The following is a 14544-nucleotide window of genomic DNA, read 5'->3' on the forward strand; positions in this document are numbered from 1 at the left end:
TCAGCAGCTCCACTCCACGCCGGGAGGTCCTCCCACATCAAGATCAATCAGATCGTGTCGTCACACGACCTCGACCAACGTGCCTGATCAGTACACCTAGCCGGCCGACGGAGGCTCCGGAGCCGCCGCGTCGAGGCGGCGGCGGGCGCCGTCGAGCCACTGCTGGCAGACCGCGGCGAGCTTCTCGCCGCGCTCCCAGAGCGCCAGCGCCTCCTCGAGGGTGGTGCCGCCGGCCTCGAGGCGCCGGACGACGTCGAGCAGCTCGTCGCGGGCCTGCTCGTAGCCGGCGGGCTCGTCGGTCGCTGCGCTCTCGGCGGGGTCTGCCACAGCGCCGAGGATAGGCGGCCCGTCAGTCGCGGCCCGGGGGCAGGGCGGCGACGTGGACGACGTGGTGGACGACGTGGTGCACCACGTGGACGTGCAGGCTCGCCGTCGGCGGGGGTGCAGAGCGAGCGACCAGCGTGCGCGTGACCGCCGACTTGGCCGCGCTCAGCGCGAGCCCGGTGCCGACCGTGGCCGCCGCCGAGGCCGAGGCGACCGCGATGGGGTTCGAGGCGATGGCGCGGGCGCGGGTCCCGAGCCGGGCCGCGGCGCGCAGGACGATGCCCGGCTCCGGCGCGGCGCGCTCGAGCGGCACCGGGTGGGCCACCACTGCCGCCCGTCGCTCGGGCGTGGCGTCCGGTGTCTGCTCCTCGTGCTCCGGCATCGGAGCTCCTTCCCTGCTCGGCTGCGTCGTCGCACGTCCATAGTGCGCCACGCGCGGCTCAGAGGTAGAGGTCGACCCGCGCACGCGCCGCCGGCAGGGCCGGGGCGGGGGCTTCGGCCGCGACGGCGGCGGGTGCCTCCGGCTGGGGGGCGGCGACGCGTGCGCCGCCCGACCCGCTGCCCGTGCCGTCCGTGGTCGGCGCCTTCGGCGGCGGCGGCGCGGCGAACGACGCGTAGCCCCGGGACACTCCGGTCAGCGGCACGAGGCCTCCCCTCACTCAGCGGACTCTGCTCTGCTCCTCGGCCGTTCGGGGTGCCGGGTGAAGCGTCGGAGGGGAGTCCGGGTGCGGGTCCGGGCTCAGGCCGCCTCGTGCCGGCCGTGGTGGGCGCCCTTGGCCACCAGGTCGACGATGCCGAGCACGAGCGCGAGCGCCACGAACGCGGTCGAGACGAGCAGCCCGTGCTCGAGCGCGCTGGCCCAGTCCTTGCCCTGGGTGGCCGCGAGCCGGCTGAAGAAGACCGAGCCGACGACCGCGATGCCCAGCGCCGTGCCGACCCGCTGCCCGGTCTGGAGCACGCCGGAGGCCGCGCCGCTGACCGCCGGCGGCACCTCCGACAGCGAGATGGAGGTGTTGGGCGCGATGACCAGCCCGCCGCCGATGCCCGCGACCAGGAACGGAAGCGCCAGCGCCCAGCCGATGCCCTTGCCGGTGACCTGCTCGATGACCAGGTCGGTGGCGGCCAGCCCGATGACGACCAGCACCAGGCCGGCGACCACGAGCTTGCGACCGACCGTCGCGACGTAGCGGCCGCCGATGCCGCTCGAGACGCCGGAGCCGACGGCGAACGGCAGCGAGGCGAGACCGGCCTCGAGGGCCGTGTAGCCGCGACCCTGCTGCAGGAACAGGGTGTAGACGAAGAAGATGCCGGTGAACCCGGCGAAGTAGACGGAGCCAATGGCGTTGCCCATGGCGTAGGAGCGCACGGTGAAGAGCGAGAGGTCGACGACCGGCATCCGCCCGCTGCGGGCGTAGCGGCGCTCCCACAGCACGAACCCGACGGCCACCAGCAGCCCTGCCGGGATGAGCAGCCACTTCAGGGCGCCCTTCCACTCGCGCTCCTCGACCAGCGGGAGCAGCACGAGGACCACCGAGAGCGCGAGCAGCGCCACGCCCACCGGGTCGAGCGACTCGTGCTTGCCCTCCTTCTGCCGACCGGGCAGCAAGCGGCGCGCGAAGGGCAGCACCAGCAGCCCGATGGGCAGGTTGATGAAGAAGATCCAGCGCCAGCCGTTGGTCTCGCCGAAGGCCTGGATGAGCAGGCCGCCGGCCAGCGGGCCGATCGCGGTGGAGAGCCCGATCACCGTGCCGAGCAGGCCGAACGCCTGGCCGCGCTCCTTGCCCCGGAACAGCTGCTGGATGACCCCGGCGTTCTGCGGGATGATGATGCCGGCGCCGGCGCCCTGCACGAGACGGGCGACCGCCAGCGAGGCGGAGTTCGGCGCGATGCCGCAGACCACGCTCGCGATGGTGAAGACCGTGACGCCGATCATGAAGACCGTGCGCCGGCCGATCGCGTCGCCGATGCGCCCTGCCGGCACGAGCAGCAGGCCGAAGGCCACCGCGTAGCCGGAGAGCACCCACTGGACGGCGCTCGGCCCTGCGTGCAGGCCCTTCTGGATCGAGGGCAGCGCGACGTTGACGATGCTGACGTCCAGCAGGGTCATGAACGCGGCCACCAGGCAGACGGCGAGCGCGCGCCACCTCTTGGGGTCGAGCTGGTCCTCGCCCTGGTCGCTGCGGGGGGTCTGCTGCACGTCGGTCACTGCTCCACGGTCTCCCACGGAGCGGCAGTTCACACCTCGGAAGCGGTTCCGCCCGTGCGCGGTGCTGTGACGTCGGCGACCTCCGCGCCCAGCTCGCCCGCCGCGACGCGGATGCGGAGCGAGGTGCCGGGTACGGCGTCGGCCGGGTCGCGCACGACCGCGCCGTCGTCGCGGCGCTGCACCACGGCGTACCCGCGCTCCAGGGTGGCGAGCGGGCTCAGGGCCTGGGTGCGGGCGAGCGCGTGGGCGATCTCGTCCTGCGCGCGGTCGAGCCGGTGGAGCAGCGAGCGCTTCGTCCGGGTGCGCAGGTCGGCCAGCGCCTGCTCGTGGCCCTCGACCAGGCGGTGCGGGTCGGCCAGGAGCGGGCGGGAGCGCAGCGCGTCGAGCTGGGCCTGCTCGCGCGCGACCCGCCCGGCGACCGCCGCCGACGCCCGCTGCCGCAGCGCGGCCAGGCGGGCGACCTCCTCGGCGAGGTCGGGGACGACGAGCTTCGCGGCGTCGGTGGGGGTCGAGGCGCGTACGTCTGCGGCGAGGTCCACGAGCGGGCTGTCGACCTCGTGGCCGATGGCGCTCACGACCGGGGTGAGGCACTCGGCGACTGCGCGGACCAGCGCCTCGTTGCTGAAGGCGAGTAGGTCCTCGACCGCCCCGCCGCCGCGGGCGAGCACGATGACGTCGACGCTGCGGTCGCGGTCGAGCGCCCGCAGGGCCTCGACGACCTCGGGAACCGCGCTGGGGCCCTGCACCGCGACCTCGCGGACCTCGAACTGCACGGCCGGCCAGCGGCGGCGGGCGTTCTCGACGACGTCGCGCTCGGCGGCGCTCGCGCGGCCGCAGACCAGGCCGACCGAGTGGGGGAGGAACGGCAGCGGCTTCTTGCGGCGCGGGTCGAAGAGCCCCTCGGCGGCCAGCACGCGCTTGAGCTCCTCGAGCCGGGCGAGCAGCGCGCCGATCCCGACCGGGCGCAGGTCGTCGGCGGCCAGGCTCAGGCTGCCGCGCGCGGGCCAGAAGCTGGGGCGGGCGTGGACCACCACCTGGGCGCCCTCGCGCAGCGGCGGGCTGACCGAGTCGAGCAGGTCGACCGGGCACGTGACCTGCAGCGACATGTCGGCGGCGGTGTCGCGCAAGGTGAGGAAGGCGGTGCGGGTGCCGGGCCGGCGCACGCACTGGGTGAGCTGGCCCTCGACCCACACCCAGCCCATGCGCCCGATCCACTGGCTCAGCCCCTGGCTGACGCGGCGGACCGGCCACGGGGCCTCGGCGCTGGAGTCGGGCGGCACGCCCAGCAGGCTATGCGGAGGCGCCCGCAGGGTGGTGCAGGCCATGGTCGCGGGAGGCGCGGGGGCGCCTCCGCGCACCTACCATGGAGCCATGACTGCAGCCGCCACGGAGCCGACCGCCGCGCCGCCGCTGACCAAGCGGGTCCTGCTGGCGGCGCCGCGCGGCTACTGCGCCGGCGTCGACCGCGCGGTGGTCACCGTCGAGAAGGCGCTCGAGCTCTACGGCGCGCCGGTCTACGTGCGCAAGCAGATCGTGCACAACACCTATGTCGTGCAGTCCCTCGAGGCCAAGGGCGCCGTCTTCGTCGAGGAGACCGAGGAGGTGCCCGAGGGCGCCACGGTGGTCTTCTCTGCCCACGGCGTCGCGCCTACGGTGCACGAGGAGGCGCGGGCCCGCGGGCTGCGCGCCATCGACGCGACCTGCCCGCTGGTCACCAAGGTGCACCTCGAGGCGCGCCGGTTCGCCGCCGACGACTACGACATCCTGCTCATCGGCCACGAGGGCCACGAGGAGGTCGTCGGCACCACCGGCGAGGCGCCGGCCCACATCACCCTCGTCGACGGTCCTGACGCGGTCGACGACCTCGTGGTCCGCGACCCCTCGCGCGTCGCCTGGCTCTCGCAGACGACGCTCTCGGTCGACGAGACGCTCGAGACGGTCCGCCGGCTGCGCACCAAGCTGCCCCTGCTCATGGACCCGCCCAGCGACGACATCTGCTACGCCACCCAGAACCGCCAGGTCGCGGTCAAGGAGATCGCGGCGCAGTGCGAGCTCGTGGTCGTGGTCGGCTCGCGCAACAGCTCGAACTCCGTACGCCTGGTGGAGGTCGCGCTCGAGTCGGGCGCCCGCGCCTCCCACCTGGTCGACGGCGCGGGCGAGCTCGACGAGGCGTGGCTCGCCGGCGTCAGCACGGTCGGCGTGACCAGCGGCGCCTCGGTGCCCGAGGTGCTGGTCCGCGACGTCGTCGCCTGGCTCGCCGAGCGCGGCTACGCCGACGTCGAGGAGGTCGTCTCGGCCGAGGAGACCCTGCTGTTCGCGCTGCCCGTCGAGCTGCGCAAGGACCTCAAGGCCGCCCAGCAGGCTCAGGGCTGAGCACCGGAGGCTCCTGCTCGCTGAGGGTCGGCCGGTGCTCGGTCGGCCGGTGCTCGGTCGGCCGGTGCTCGGTCGGCCGGTGCTTGGTGAGGTCGACGGCGGGCACGGGGCGGGCCACTCGGCTGGTCGGCTCGCTCGCGCGCTGGGCCGGCGGGCGGAGCGCGCGCCCTGCCGCCGGGCGCGGCGGAGTGCGGTGCGCCCGGGCGACCGCGACGCGGAAGCCCGCCAGGGCTGCGGCGACAGCGAGGCCGAGCAGCAGCACCGGAGCGCCCGAGGCGAGCGCGCCGCCGAGGCCCATGACCTCGTTGACCAGGAAGCTGCGTGCACCCTCGCCGCGGGTGATGAGCTGCAGCGCCACGAACGCGACAGTGACGAACACCAGCGGCGGGACGATGAGCGCCGCGGCGAGGTCGCGCCGCACGAGACGGGCACCGAGCAGGGCGCAGCCGGCGACGTAGGCGACGGAGAAGCACGTGCCCAGGTGGCCCCTCACCCCGATGTCGGCCAGGGCTCCGGCGAAGCAGAGCACGGACAGCACCAGGGTGGCACCGGTGGCGGGCAGGCCCGTACCGGGTCGGTTGGGGAACACAGGCACCCCGCGACCGTAGAGGTTGACCGGGTCCGTCGCGGTGCTGCCACGCCGCGGGTGCCCGCTCCCGCCGAGGTTAGGCGGCCCCCTCGTCGAGCTCGCGCGCGGGACGATCGGTCGGCAGGTCGACCGTGACGGGCCGCGGGGCGACGTCGAGGGCGGCCGGCTCCGCGGCCGCTCCCGAGCCCGCGAGCCCGAGCTCGGACAGCCGGCGCGTCGCAGGCGCCACCGACCGCTCGAACGAGCCGACGGTGGAGTTGAAGTCGGTCACCGAGCGGGTCAGCGAGCGGCCCAGCTTGTCGAGGTGCGAGCCGAGCCGCCCGAGCCGCCGGTGCAGCTCGCGCCCGGCGGCCACGACCTCACGGGCGCCCTCGGCCAGCGACTCCTGCTGCCAGCCGTAGGCGATCGTGCGCAGCAGCGTCAGCAGCGTGGTCGGCGTGGCGAGCAGGACGCCCTTGCCCATCGCGTCGTCGAGCAGCACCGGGTCGACCTCGAGCGCCGGGGCGAGGAAGGCCTCGCCGGGAACGAACAGCACGACGAGCTCGGGGCCGGGCTGGAGCGCCGACCAGTACTCACGTCGGGCGAGGGTGTCGACGTGGGCGCGCAGGGCTCGCGCGTGCGAGCGCACGCGCTCCTCGCGCCCGGCGGGGTCGGTCCGCTCGACGGCCTCGAGGTACGCGGTGAGCGGCACCTTCGCGTCGACGGCCACCGAGCGCCCGCCGGCCAGCCGCACGACCAGGTCGGGACGCAGGGAGCCGTCGCGGGTGGCGAGGACCACCTGCTCGTCGAAGTCGCAGTGCGCCAGCATGCCGGCGACCTCCACCACGCGGCGCAGCTGCATCTCGCCCCAGCGGCCGCGGGCGTTGGGCGAGCGCAGGGCGCCCGTGAGCGCAGCCGTCTCGGTGCGCAGCTGCTCCGACGCGGCCTGGACACCGCGTACCTGCTCCAGCAGGCCCGCGTGCGCCGCGGCGCGCGAGGTCTCGAGCGCCCGCAGGTGCGCCTCCATGCGGCCGAGCGCCTCGTGGACGGGCAGCACGAGGTCGCCGACGGCCCGCTGGCGCCGGTCGAGCTCGCCCGACGCCTCGGCGCCCGCGGCCCGGAAGCGCGCGTCGGCCAGCTCGACCAGGTGCCGGTCGCGCGCCTCCAGCGCCTGGGCCGTCAGCCCGCGCGTCGAGCTGACCCAGACGCCGAGCCCGACCCCCGCGCCCAGCCCCAGCAGCACGCCCAGCACGAGCAGCAGCACTCCTCCGACATCCATGCCCCGCAGCATGCCGCCCCCCCACTGACACAGTCGCGCTGCGCAGTGCCCGACGTTGATCGCGCTAGCCGATCAACCTCGTGCGAGACCCATGCAATTGACTCGGCCCGGCACGAGGTTGATCGGCCTGGGCGATCAACATCGGCGGAGGGTGGGTGCGGCCCCCGCCCGTAGACTGCGCGCGTGGCTCTCACCATCGGGATCGTCGGTCTGCCCAACGTCGGCAAGTCGACGCTCTTCAACGCGCTCACCCGCAACAACGTGCTCGCTGCCAACTACCCGTTCGCGACGATCGAGCCCAACGTGGGCATCGTCGGCGTGCCGGACAAGCGGCTCGACAGGCTGGCAGAGCTGTTCAGCTCGGCCAAGACGATCCCGGCGACGGTGACCTTCGTCGACATCGCCGGCATCGTGCGCGGGGCGAGCGAGGGCCAGGGGCTGGGCAACAAGTTCCTCGCCAACATTCGCGAGGCCGACGCGATCTGCCAGGTGATCCGCGCGTTCACCGACCCCGACGTCGTGCACGTCGACGGCAAGGTCGAGCCGGCGTCCGACATCGAGACGATCAACACCGAGCTGATCCTCGCCGACCTGCAGACGATCGAGAACGCCCTCCCGCGCCTCGTGAAGGAGGCGCGCATGCAGAAGGACCGGGCGGCCACGGTCGCCGCGGTCGAGAAGGCGCGCGACATCCTCAACGAGGGCACCACCATCTTCGCCAGCGGCGTCGACCGGGAGCCGCTGCGCGAGCTGCACCTGCTGACGGCCAAGCCGTTCCTCTACGTCTTCAACCTCGACGACGACGAGCTCGCCGACGACGAGCTCAAGGCCCGCCTGAGCGCGCTCGTCGCGCCGGCCGAGGCGGTCTTCCTCGACGCGAAGCTCGAGGCCGAGCTCTCGGAGCTCCCGCCAGACGAGGCGCTCGAGCTGCTGCAGTCGACCGGCCAGGAGGAGTCGGGCCTCGACCTGCTCGCCCGGGTCGGGTTCGAGACGCTCGGGCTGCAGACGTACCTCACCGCCGGGCCGAAGGAGGCCCGCGCGTGGACGATCCCCAAGGGCGCGACCGCGCCCGAGGCGGCGGGCGTCATCCACACCGACTTCCAGCGCGGCTTCATCAAGGCCGAGATCGTGTCCTACGACGACCTGGTGGACGCGGGCTCCATGGCCGAGGCCAAGTCGCGCGGGCGCGTGCGCATGGAGGGCAAGGACTACGTGATGGCCGACGGCGACGTGGTGGAGTTCCGCTTCAACGTGTGACCTCCTCCGGCAGCCCGCGCACGACCAGGTCGTCGAGGCGCCGGCCGACCAGCGTGCCGACGGGGAAGGCGCGCCCGACCTCGAGCAGCTGGCCCACCACCGCGCAGACCATCTGCTCGCACTCGTCGTCGGGCAGCCACCTGAGCCAGCCGTGCGCCTCGAGGGCGGCGCGGACGGCGATCACGAGGTCCTCGTCGGAGATGTCGAGCTCGCGGATCTCGGCGGTCGTGGTCGCCCGGTGCGAGGCGAAGCCGGAGAACGCGCGCCCGCAGCCGCAGCCCCCGCTGTCGGGGTTGCGGGTGTCGGTCGCGCACACCAGGCCGAGCATCACCAGCTCGCCGTCGACCGTGTGGCTGAAGTCCCCGGGCCGCTCGCCCTGCCCGCGCGTGGTCGCCACTGCCAGCCTCATCCGCCGTCCCCTTCTCCGAGCTCAGTCCCGACAGGACGGGAACCTAGGAGAGGGGTCTGACAACGACGGCGGCGCGAGCCGGGGGCGACCCCGACCCGCGCCGCAGACGTCCGGCAGCAGGGACTACGGGAAGACCGGCACGCCCTCGCGCACCAGCCGCCAGTTGACGACCGCGAAGTCGGCCGGGTCGATCGAGCCGGTGGCGGTCGCGTAGTCGATGAGCATCTGGCGGATGTCGGCCTGCTGGTTGTAGACCACGGGCGCGGTCGAGACGGCCGGGAAGCCGCCGCCGCCGGAGCGCCGGTAGTTGTTGACCGCGACGACGAACTGGTCGGCCGCGGTGACCGGCGAGCCGTCGGGGTGCGAGAGCCCGACGATGCGCGAGCCGACCGGCTTCGAGATGTCGATGTCGTAGGCGACTCCCGAGAGCATGTCGTAGTTGTAGTCGGGCTGGCCGTTGTCGGTCAGGTCCTGCTCGTCGATCGGCGCGCCCGGCGCGACCTGCTTGAAGTACTTCGCGGAGTACTCGAGGTAGTCCTTCACCTGCGCGCCGTTCATCGTCACGGCTTCGAGGGTGTTGTCGTAGATGTAGAGGCCCGCGACGTCCTTGATGCGCACCTGCCCCGCGGGGAACAGCGCCTCGCGGGAGAACGGCGCAGCGACCGAGAGCACCGGCAGCGACGCGTACTGCGTGCCTGCCAGCGCCTTCGTCACCGTGTCGGTCTGGACCTTCTGGATGAAGTCGACGATGGGCGTGTCCTCGAGGCGCGAGCGCGCGCCCGACAGCTCCTCGGTGGACGTGGCGACCGGCTGGTTGACGTAGGCGACCGTCTTGGCGTGCGCGGTCGCGGTCGCCGCCAGCACCGCCGGGTCGGCGGGCACCGTGTTGCTGTTGAGGTTCTGCGAGTGCTTGCTGACGACCTCCCAGCCCGACCCCTTCGTCCGCAGGCCGAAGTCCATGACCGTCAGGCGCTCGCCCCACAGCGCCGGCTCGGCCAGCAGGACCTTCTTGCCGGTCGTGGGGTTCGTGACGAACTCCTCCGGGATGTCCTTGTGCGCGTGGCCGACCAGCACCGCGTCGACGTCGGGCACCTGCTGCGCGATGAGCGCGGAGGCGTTCTCGACGGGCAGGTCCGTGCCGTAGGACGAGAGGCCGCTGTCGCCCGAGTGCGCCGTCACCACGACGACGTCGGCCCCCTCGGCCTTCATCATCGGCACGTACTTCTTCGCCGTGGCCACGAGGTCGTCGAACCGCTGCTTGCCCTGCACGTTGGCCTTGTCCCAGATGGCGATGCCGGGGTTCGTCAGGCCCAGCACGCCGAACTTGACCGGCTTGTGGCCGGGCACCTTCACCTTCTTCATGACCCACGGGCGGTAGGCCGGCTTGCCGGTCCTCACGTCGATCGCGTTGGCCGCGAGCACGGGCGCGTGAACCTGGCGAGACCACTTGCCGAGCATCTTCAGCCCGTAGTTGTACTCGTGGTTCCCGAGCGTGATGGCGTCGTAGCCGATGACGTTCATCGCCGCGGCCATGGGATGCGTCGCGCCGGTCTCGGTGATCGGCTCGACCTTGGCGTAGTAGTAGGACAGCGGTGTGCCTTGGATCGTGTCGCCGGAGTCGAACAGCAGAGTGCGGTCCCTGCCCCGCTGGGCTCGGACATCGTTCACCAGCGTCGAGATCTTCGCGAGGCCGACGTCGTTGTGCGCGGCGTCGTCGTACTCCGCGTCCTTGAAGTAGTCCCAGTTGTAGACGTGGCCGTGCAGGTCCGAGGTGCCCATCACCGTGACGGTGATGCTCGCGGGGTTCTGCTGCGCCGAGGCCGCCGGTGCGGCGAGCGCCGCTCCCAGCGCGGCCACCCCTAGCGCCGAGGTGACGGCGAGCCGTCGAGACGAGAGGTGACGCATGGACGCTCCAGCGGGTCGTGCGGGTCGGAGCAGGCACGGTAGTACCGCCACCCCTGTCGCGGTAGTCCCGGTTGCCCTGAGAACGACGGCTACGCGGTGGCTCAGCGCGCGAGCCGCGCCAGCGCGCTGCCGGCGCGCAGGAAGGCGCCCACGGCGAAGTCGGCGGTGGTGTCGCGGGTGACCGGCTGGCTCGACGACGGGCTGTCGCCGACGCCCTGCACGTAGCCGAGGAACCCGTCGGAGTGGACCGCAGTGGCAACCATCGCGTTCCAGGCCCGCACCGCGACGGGCAGGCAGGTCGCGCGGTCGAGGAGGCCGGCGCGTACGCCGTGGGCCAGGCTGTGCACGAACAGCGCGGTGCCGCTCGTCTCCGGCCCGGGGTGGTCGTCAGGGTCGGCGAGGTCGACGCCCCAGAAGCCGTCGGCGCGCTGGGTGCGCGCGGTCGAGCGGGCCAGCGCCTGCAGGTTGTTGAGGTACTCGCGCCGGTGCGGCGAGTGCCCGGGCAGGATCGAGAGCGTCTTGGCGTGGGCCGCGAACGCCCAGCCGTTGCCGCGCGACCAGAACACCGGAGCGCCGTGCGGGGAGCGGAGGCCGGCCGGCGGCACGAAGCGGCCGTCGCGGAACCACAGCTCCGAGGACCGGTCGTAGAGCCCGCGGCGGTGCTTCGCGTCGGAGTAGAGCCGCCACATCGCCGGCAGCACGGTCGGGTCACCCGTGTGCCGGGCCACCCGGCAGAACACCGGCATCGCCATGTGCAGGGCGTCGACCCACCACCAGTCGTCGTCGGAGCCGGGTCCCGAGCGGTGCGCCATCCGCAGCACGGCGGAGTCGACCGAGGCCAGCTTCGCCGGGTCGGGCGCCAGCGTGTGCAGCGCGTAGTAGGCCTGCCCGGCGCACATGTCGTCGGCGTCGCGGGTGCGCGGCCCGCCGTGCAGCCGGTAGTCGGCGGCCTCCGCCCAGCGCTCGGCGTAGGCGAGGTAGCGGCGCTCGCGGGTCACTGCGTACGCCGCCAGGCAGCCGTCGACGTAGGTCGCGTGCGCCCAGCGGTTGTCCCCAGGGCGCGGGTGGGCGGCCAGCCACGCGTCGTTGACGAGCCGCACCGCGGCGAGGACCGAGCGCCGGCTCGGGAGCACCGCCGGCACCGCGGCCGGCCGGACGCGGCCGACGAGCGGCGCCGCGGCCAGCGCGGCACCGGAGCGCAGGACGGTACGCCGTGACACGCCTCGCACCATCCGCTCCCGCCGCCGCGCCGTCCCCCGGACGGACGACCCTACGCCGCCGACCTGGCCCTGCCGGCGCAGCCGACCTACGCTTCGCAGATGTCCACGGTCGCGGCGCTCGGCCCCTACGACGGGCTCTCCGTCGGCTTCTCGCTGCTGTTCACGCTGGCGGTGGTCGTCGTCCTCGCGGTCGGCGCGCTGCTCGTGGTGAGCCTCGTCCGCAACGTGCGGGTCCTGCGCCGCGCCGGCGTCAGCCCCTTCACGCTGCAGTCGCAGGTGGCCCTCCGCTACCTGCGAGGCGGCCCTCCGGACTCCCTCGAGGGGCGGCTCGCCGAGCTCGAGTCGATGGAGTTGCGCGGGCTCATCACCTCCGACGAGCGTGCGTCGGCGCGCGCCCGCCTGCTCGGCACCCTCTGACTCCTCCCACCCGGAGGAAGAGGGCGGCGACCCTGTCGGACCCACCCCGTACGGTGTCCGACGTGCCGCTGCCGACCGTGACCGCGACCCGCTACCTGCTCCCCCTGCGCGAGGGCGGCAGCCTGCCGGGGCTGGTCGAGGCCGACGACCTCGGCACCTACGTCGTGAAGTTCCGCGGGGCGGGACAGGGACCGAAGGCGCTGGTCGCCGAGGTGGTCGTCGGCGAGCTCGCGCGCCGGCTCCGGCTCGCGGTGCCCGACCTCGTCGAGGTCGAGCTCGACCCCGCCTTCGCGCCGGCCGAGCCCGACGAGGAGGTGCAGGACCTCCTGCGCGCCTCGGCCGGCCGCAACCTCGGCATGGACTACCTGCCCGGGTCGCTGACGCTCGACCCGGCGGCCGACGGCCACCTGGTCGACCCGGCCTACGCCGCGCGGGTGCTCTGGCTCGACGCGCTGACGCTCAACGTCGACCGCAGCTGGCGCAACCCCAACGTCCTGCGCTGGCACGGCAAGCCCTGGCTGATCGACCACGGGGCCGCGCTCTACTTCCACCACGACTGGTCCCGGGCGTCGGGCGCCGGCACGCGCACGTACGCCGTGGCCGCCGACCACGTGTTCGCCGGTCTGGCGGGCCCGCTGGCCGACGCCCACGCCGAGCTGGCGCCGCAGGTCGACGCGGCACTGCTCGACGAGGTCACCGCCCTGGTGCCCGACGCCTGGCTCGCGGGCGAGCCGGGGACGCCGGGTCCCGACGAGCTGCGCGCCCGCTACCGCGACGTGCTGCTCGAGCGCGTGGCCAGCAGCGCAGCGTGGCTGCCCGACGTGGAGGAGCGCCGTGCGGCACGCGTATGAGTGGGTGCTCCTGCGCCTGGTGCCTCGGGTCGAGCGGGGGGAGTTCGTCAACGTGGGCGCCGTCGTCTACAGCCAGTCGGCCGAGGTGCTGGTCGCCGCGGTCGAGCTCGACGAGGCGCGCGCGCTCGCCCTGTGCCCGAGCACCGACCTGACCGCCGTGCGGGAGCACCTCGTCGCGGTCGAGGCGCTGTGCCGGGGAGACGCCTCGACCGGCGCGAGCGGCTCCCGGCCGCCCGGCGAGCGCTTCCGCTGGCTGGTGGCGCCCCGCTCGACCATGGTGCAGGCCTCGCCGGTCCACACCGGTGTCGCGGCCGAGCCCGCCGCCGAGCTCGACCGGCTGGTCAGCTCGCTCGTGCGCTGCCCTCCTGCCGCCGGGTCGCCCTCGTGACGCGCCGCGGCTGGGTGCTGTTCGCCGCCATGAGCGTGCTGTGGGGCGTGCCCTACCTCCTCATCAAGGTGGCGGTCGACGACGGCGTCTCGCCCTTCGTCGTCGTGGCGGGCCGCACGCTGCTCGGCGCCCTGCTGCTGCTGCCCTTCGCACTGCGTGGCGGCCAGTTCCGCGCGCTGCGGGGCCACGTGCCCCCGCTGCTGCTCTTCGCCGCGATCGAGATGGCCGGCCCGTGGCTGTTCCTCACCCACGCCGAGTCGCAGCTGTCGAGCTCGCTGGCGGCCCTGCTCATCGCGATGACCCCGCTCGCAGCGGCGGTCATGGTCACCACGCTCGGGCACGAGCGCCTCGAGGGCCGTCGCCTGGTCGGGCTGGCCGTCGGGGTCGTCGGGGTGGCCGCGCTGGTCGGCATCGACATCGGCTCGGTGGAGCCGCTGGCGGTCGTCGAGACGGTCGCGACCGCGATCGGCTACGCAGCCGGGCCGGTCATCATCAGCCGCCGGCTGCGCGACGTGCCGGCGATGGCCGTCATCACGGCCAGCCTCCTGGTGACGGGGCTCCTCTACCTCCCGTTCGCCGTCGTCGAGGGTTCCGGGGGAGTGCCGGGCGACGCGATCGCCGCGATCGCCGGCCTCGGGGTCGTCTGCACGGCGGTCGCGTTCGTCGTCTTCTTCCGGCTGATCGCCGAGGTCGGCCCCGCCCGGGCGCCGGTGTTCACCTACGTCAACCCGGCCGTCGCGCTCGTGCTCGGCGTCGTGCTGCTCGACGAGCCGTTCACCCTGGGCATCGCGCTCGGGTTCCCCCTGGTCATCCTCGGCTCGGTGCTGTCCACCTCGCGCGGCCGCGGCCCCGTCCCCGAGGCCGCTCCAGCGGTCGTGGTCGCCGCGGCCGTGCTGCGCGACGGGGCGCTGCTGGCCGCGCGGCGCAGCGCACCGCCCGAGCTGGCCGGCCGCTGGGAGCTGCCCGGCGGCAAGGTCGAGCCGGGCGAGCACGAGGCCGACGCGCTCGTGCGCGAGCTGGGCGAGGAGCTGGGGGTGGTCGTGCGCGTCAGTGAGCAGGTGGGCGGCGACCGGCCGCTGCCCGGCGGCCGGGTGCTCCGCGTGTGGACCGCCGAGCTCCTGGACGGCGAGCCGACGCCGCTGCAGGACCACGACGAGCTGCGCTGGCTGCCCGCCGGGGAGTGGGCGCAGGTGCCCTGGCTCGACGCCGACCTGCCGGCCGTCCGCGAGCTGGGGCAGCGCCGCGCTGCGCGCTCGGGCAGCGGGTGGTGATCACGCGCCGCGGGCGTGTTATACCTGAGGAGATGGACCGTTCCCTCACCCCGAGGCGTCCGGCGGCGTTACCTCA

General features: G+C 74.0%; 16 protein-coding genes. 6 read left to right on the plus strand and 10 right to left on the minus strand.

What is annotated here, in order from left to right:
- Nucleotides 1-96: 96 nt before the first annotated feature.
- From CLV35_RS13055 to xseA, 5 genes are all read right to left on the minus strand, one after another.
- A complete protein-coding gene (locus CLV35_RS13055) occupies nt 97-327 on the minus strand; it encodes an exodeoxyribonuclease VII small subunit (protein WP_121193953.1) in 231 nt (76 codons plus the stop codon).
- Nucleotides 328-349: 22 nt separating this feature from the next.
- A complete protein-coding gene (locus tag CLV35_RS13060) occupies nt 350-706 on the minus strand; it encodes a hypothetical protein (RefSeq protein ID WP_121193954.1) in 357 nt (118 codons plus the stop codon).
- Nucleotides 707-764: 58 nt separating this feature from the next.
- Complete coding sequence (locus CLV35_RS13065) at nt 765-983, minus strand: hypothetical protein (protein ID WP_147431963.1); 219 nt, start codon at nt 981-983, stop codon at nt 765-767.
- Between the two features lie 80 nt (nt 984-1063).
- Nucleotides 1064-2530 (minus strand): MFS transporter, encoded by a 1467-nt coding sequence (locus CLV35_RS13070; RefSeq protein ID WP_231121781.1) that lies wholly within the window; start codon nt 2528-2530, stop codon nt 1064-1066.
- 29 nt (nt 2531-2559) lie between these two features.
- Nucleotides 2560-3855 carry an exodeoxyribonuclease VII large subunit gene (gene xseA, locus CLV35_RS13075; protein ID WP_407938210.1) on the minus strand — a complete coding sequence of 432 codons (1296 nt, stop codon included), beginning with the start codon at nt 3853-3855 and terminating at the stop codon, nt 2560-2562.
- A gap of 46 nt (nt 3856-3901) precedes the next feature.
- Between xseA and CLV35_RS13080 the strand changes: the two genes are divergently transcribed.
- Entirely contained in the window at nt 3902-4903 is a 1002-nt protein-coding gene (locus CLV35_RS13080; RefSeq protein ID WP_231121782.1) for a 4-hydroxy-3-methylbut-2-enyl diphosphate reductase, read from the plus strand.
- On the opposite strand, the gene CLV35_RS13085 is transcribed toward CLV35_RS13080, so the two are convergent.
- Nucleotides 4875-5498: a DUF6542 domain-containing protein gene (locus CLV35_RS13085; RefSeq protein ID WP_147431964.1), complete on the minus strand. Its 624-nt coding sequence runs from the start codon at nt 5496-5498 to the stop codon at nt 4875-4877. The genes CLV35_RS13080 and CLV35_RS13085 overlap by 29 nt on opposite strands.
- A 70-nt stretch (nt 5499-5568) precedes the next feature.
- A complete protein-coding gene (locus CLV35_RS13090; RefSeq protein ID WP_231121783.1) occupies nt 5569-6750 on the minus strand; it encodes a DNA recombination protein RmuC in 1182 nt (393 codons plus the stop codon).
- A gap of 183 nt (nt 6751-6933) precedes the next feature.
- On the opposite strand from CLV35_RS13090, the gene ychF reads away from it, so the two are divergent.
- Nucleotides 6934-8007: a redox-regulated ATPase YchF gene (ychF, locus tag CLV35_RS13095; RefSeq protein WP_121193958.1), complete on the plus strand. Its 1074-nt coding sequence runs from the start codon at nt 6934-6936 to the stop codon at nt 8005-8007.
- Here the strand turns inward: ychF and CLV35_RS13100 are convergent.
- The 3 genes from CLV35_RS13100 to CLV35_RS13110 form a co-directional block, all read right to left on the minus strand.
- Nucleotides 7997-8416, minus strand: a complete 420-nt coding sequence (locus tag CLV35_RS13100) for a DUF7715 family protein (RefSeq protein WP_121193959.1) — start codon at nt 8414-8416, stop codon at nt 7997-7999. The genes ychF and CLV35_RS13100 overlap by 11 nt on opposite strands.
- Before the next feature lie 123 nt (nt 8417-8539).
- Nucleotides 8540-10321, minus strand: a complete 1782-nt coding sequence (locus CLV35_RS13105) for a bifunctional metallophosphatase/5'-nucleotidase (protein ID WP_121193960.1) — start codon at nt 10319-10321, stop codon at nt 8540-8542.
- A gap of 101 nt (nt 10322-10422) precedes the next feature.
- On the minus strand, nt 10423-11541 hold the full coding sequence (locus tag CLV35_RS13110; RefSeq protein WP_231121784.1) for a glycoside hydrolase family 88 protein: 1119 nt from the start codon (nt 11539-11541) through the stop codon (nt 10423-10425).
- A gap of 99 nt (nt 11542-11640) precedes the next feature.
- Between CLV35_RS13110 and CLV35_RS13115 the strand changes: the two genes are divergently transcribed.
- The 4 genes from CLV35_RS13115 (at nt 11641) to CLV35_RS13130 (ending at nt 14468) form a co-directional block, all read left to right on the plus strand.
- Nucleotides 11641-11958, plus strand: coding sequence for a hypothetical protein (locus CLV35_RS13115; protein ID WP_121193962.1), 318 nt, complete (start codon nt 11641-11643; stop codon nt 11956-11958).
- 62 nt (nt 11959-12020) lie between these two features.
- Complete coding sequence (locus tag CLV35_RS13120; RefSeq protein WP_231121785.1) at nt 12021-12809, plus strand: HipA family kinase; 789 nt, start codon at nt 12021-12023, stop codon at nt 12807-12809.
- On the plus strand, nt 12793-13197 hold the full coding sequence (locus tag CLV35_RS13125; RefSeq protein ID WP_121193964.1) for a DUF3037 domain-containing protein: 405 nt from the start codon (nt 12793-12795) through the stop codon (nt 13195-13197). Before CLV35_RS13120 ends, CLV35_RS13125 begins: the two co-directional genes overlap by 17 nt.
- On the plus strand, nt 13194-14468 hold the full coding sequence (locus tag CLV35_RS13130) for an EamA family transporter (protein ID WP_121193965.1): 1275 nt from the start codon (nt 13194-13196) through the stop codon (nt 14466-14468). The genes CLV35_RS13125 and CLV35_RS13130 overlap by 4 nt, the downstream gene beginning before the upstream one ends.
- Nucleotides 14469-14544: the final 76 nt, after the last annotated feature.

This window comes from Motilibacter peucedani (assembly GCF_003634695.1).
GTDB classification, from domain to species: Bacteria; Actinomycetota; Actinomycetes; order Motilibacterales; family Motilibacteraceae; genus Motilibacter; species Motilibacter peucedani.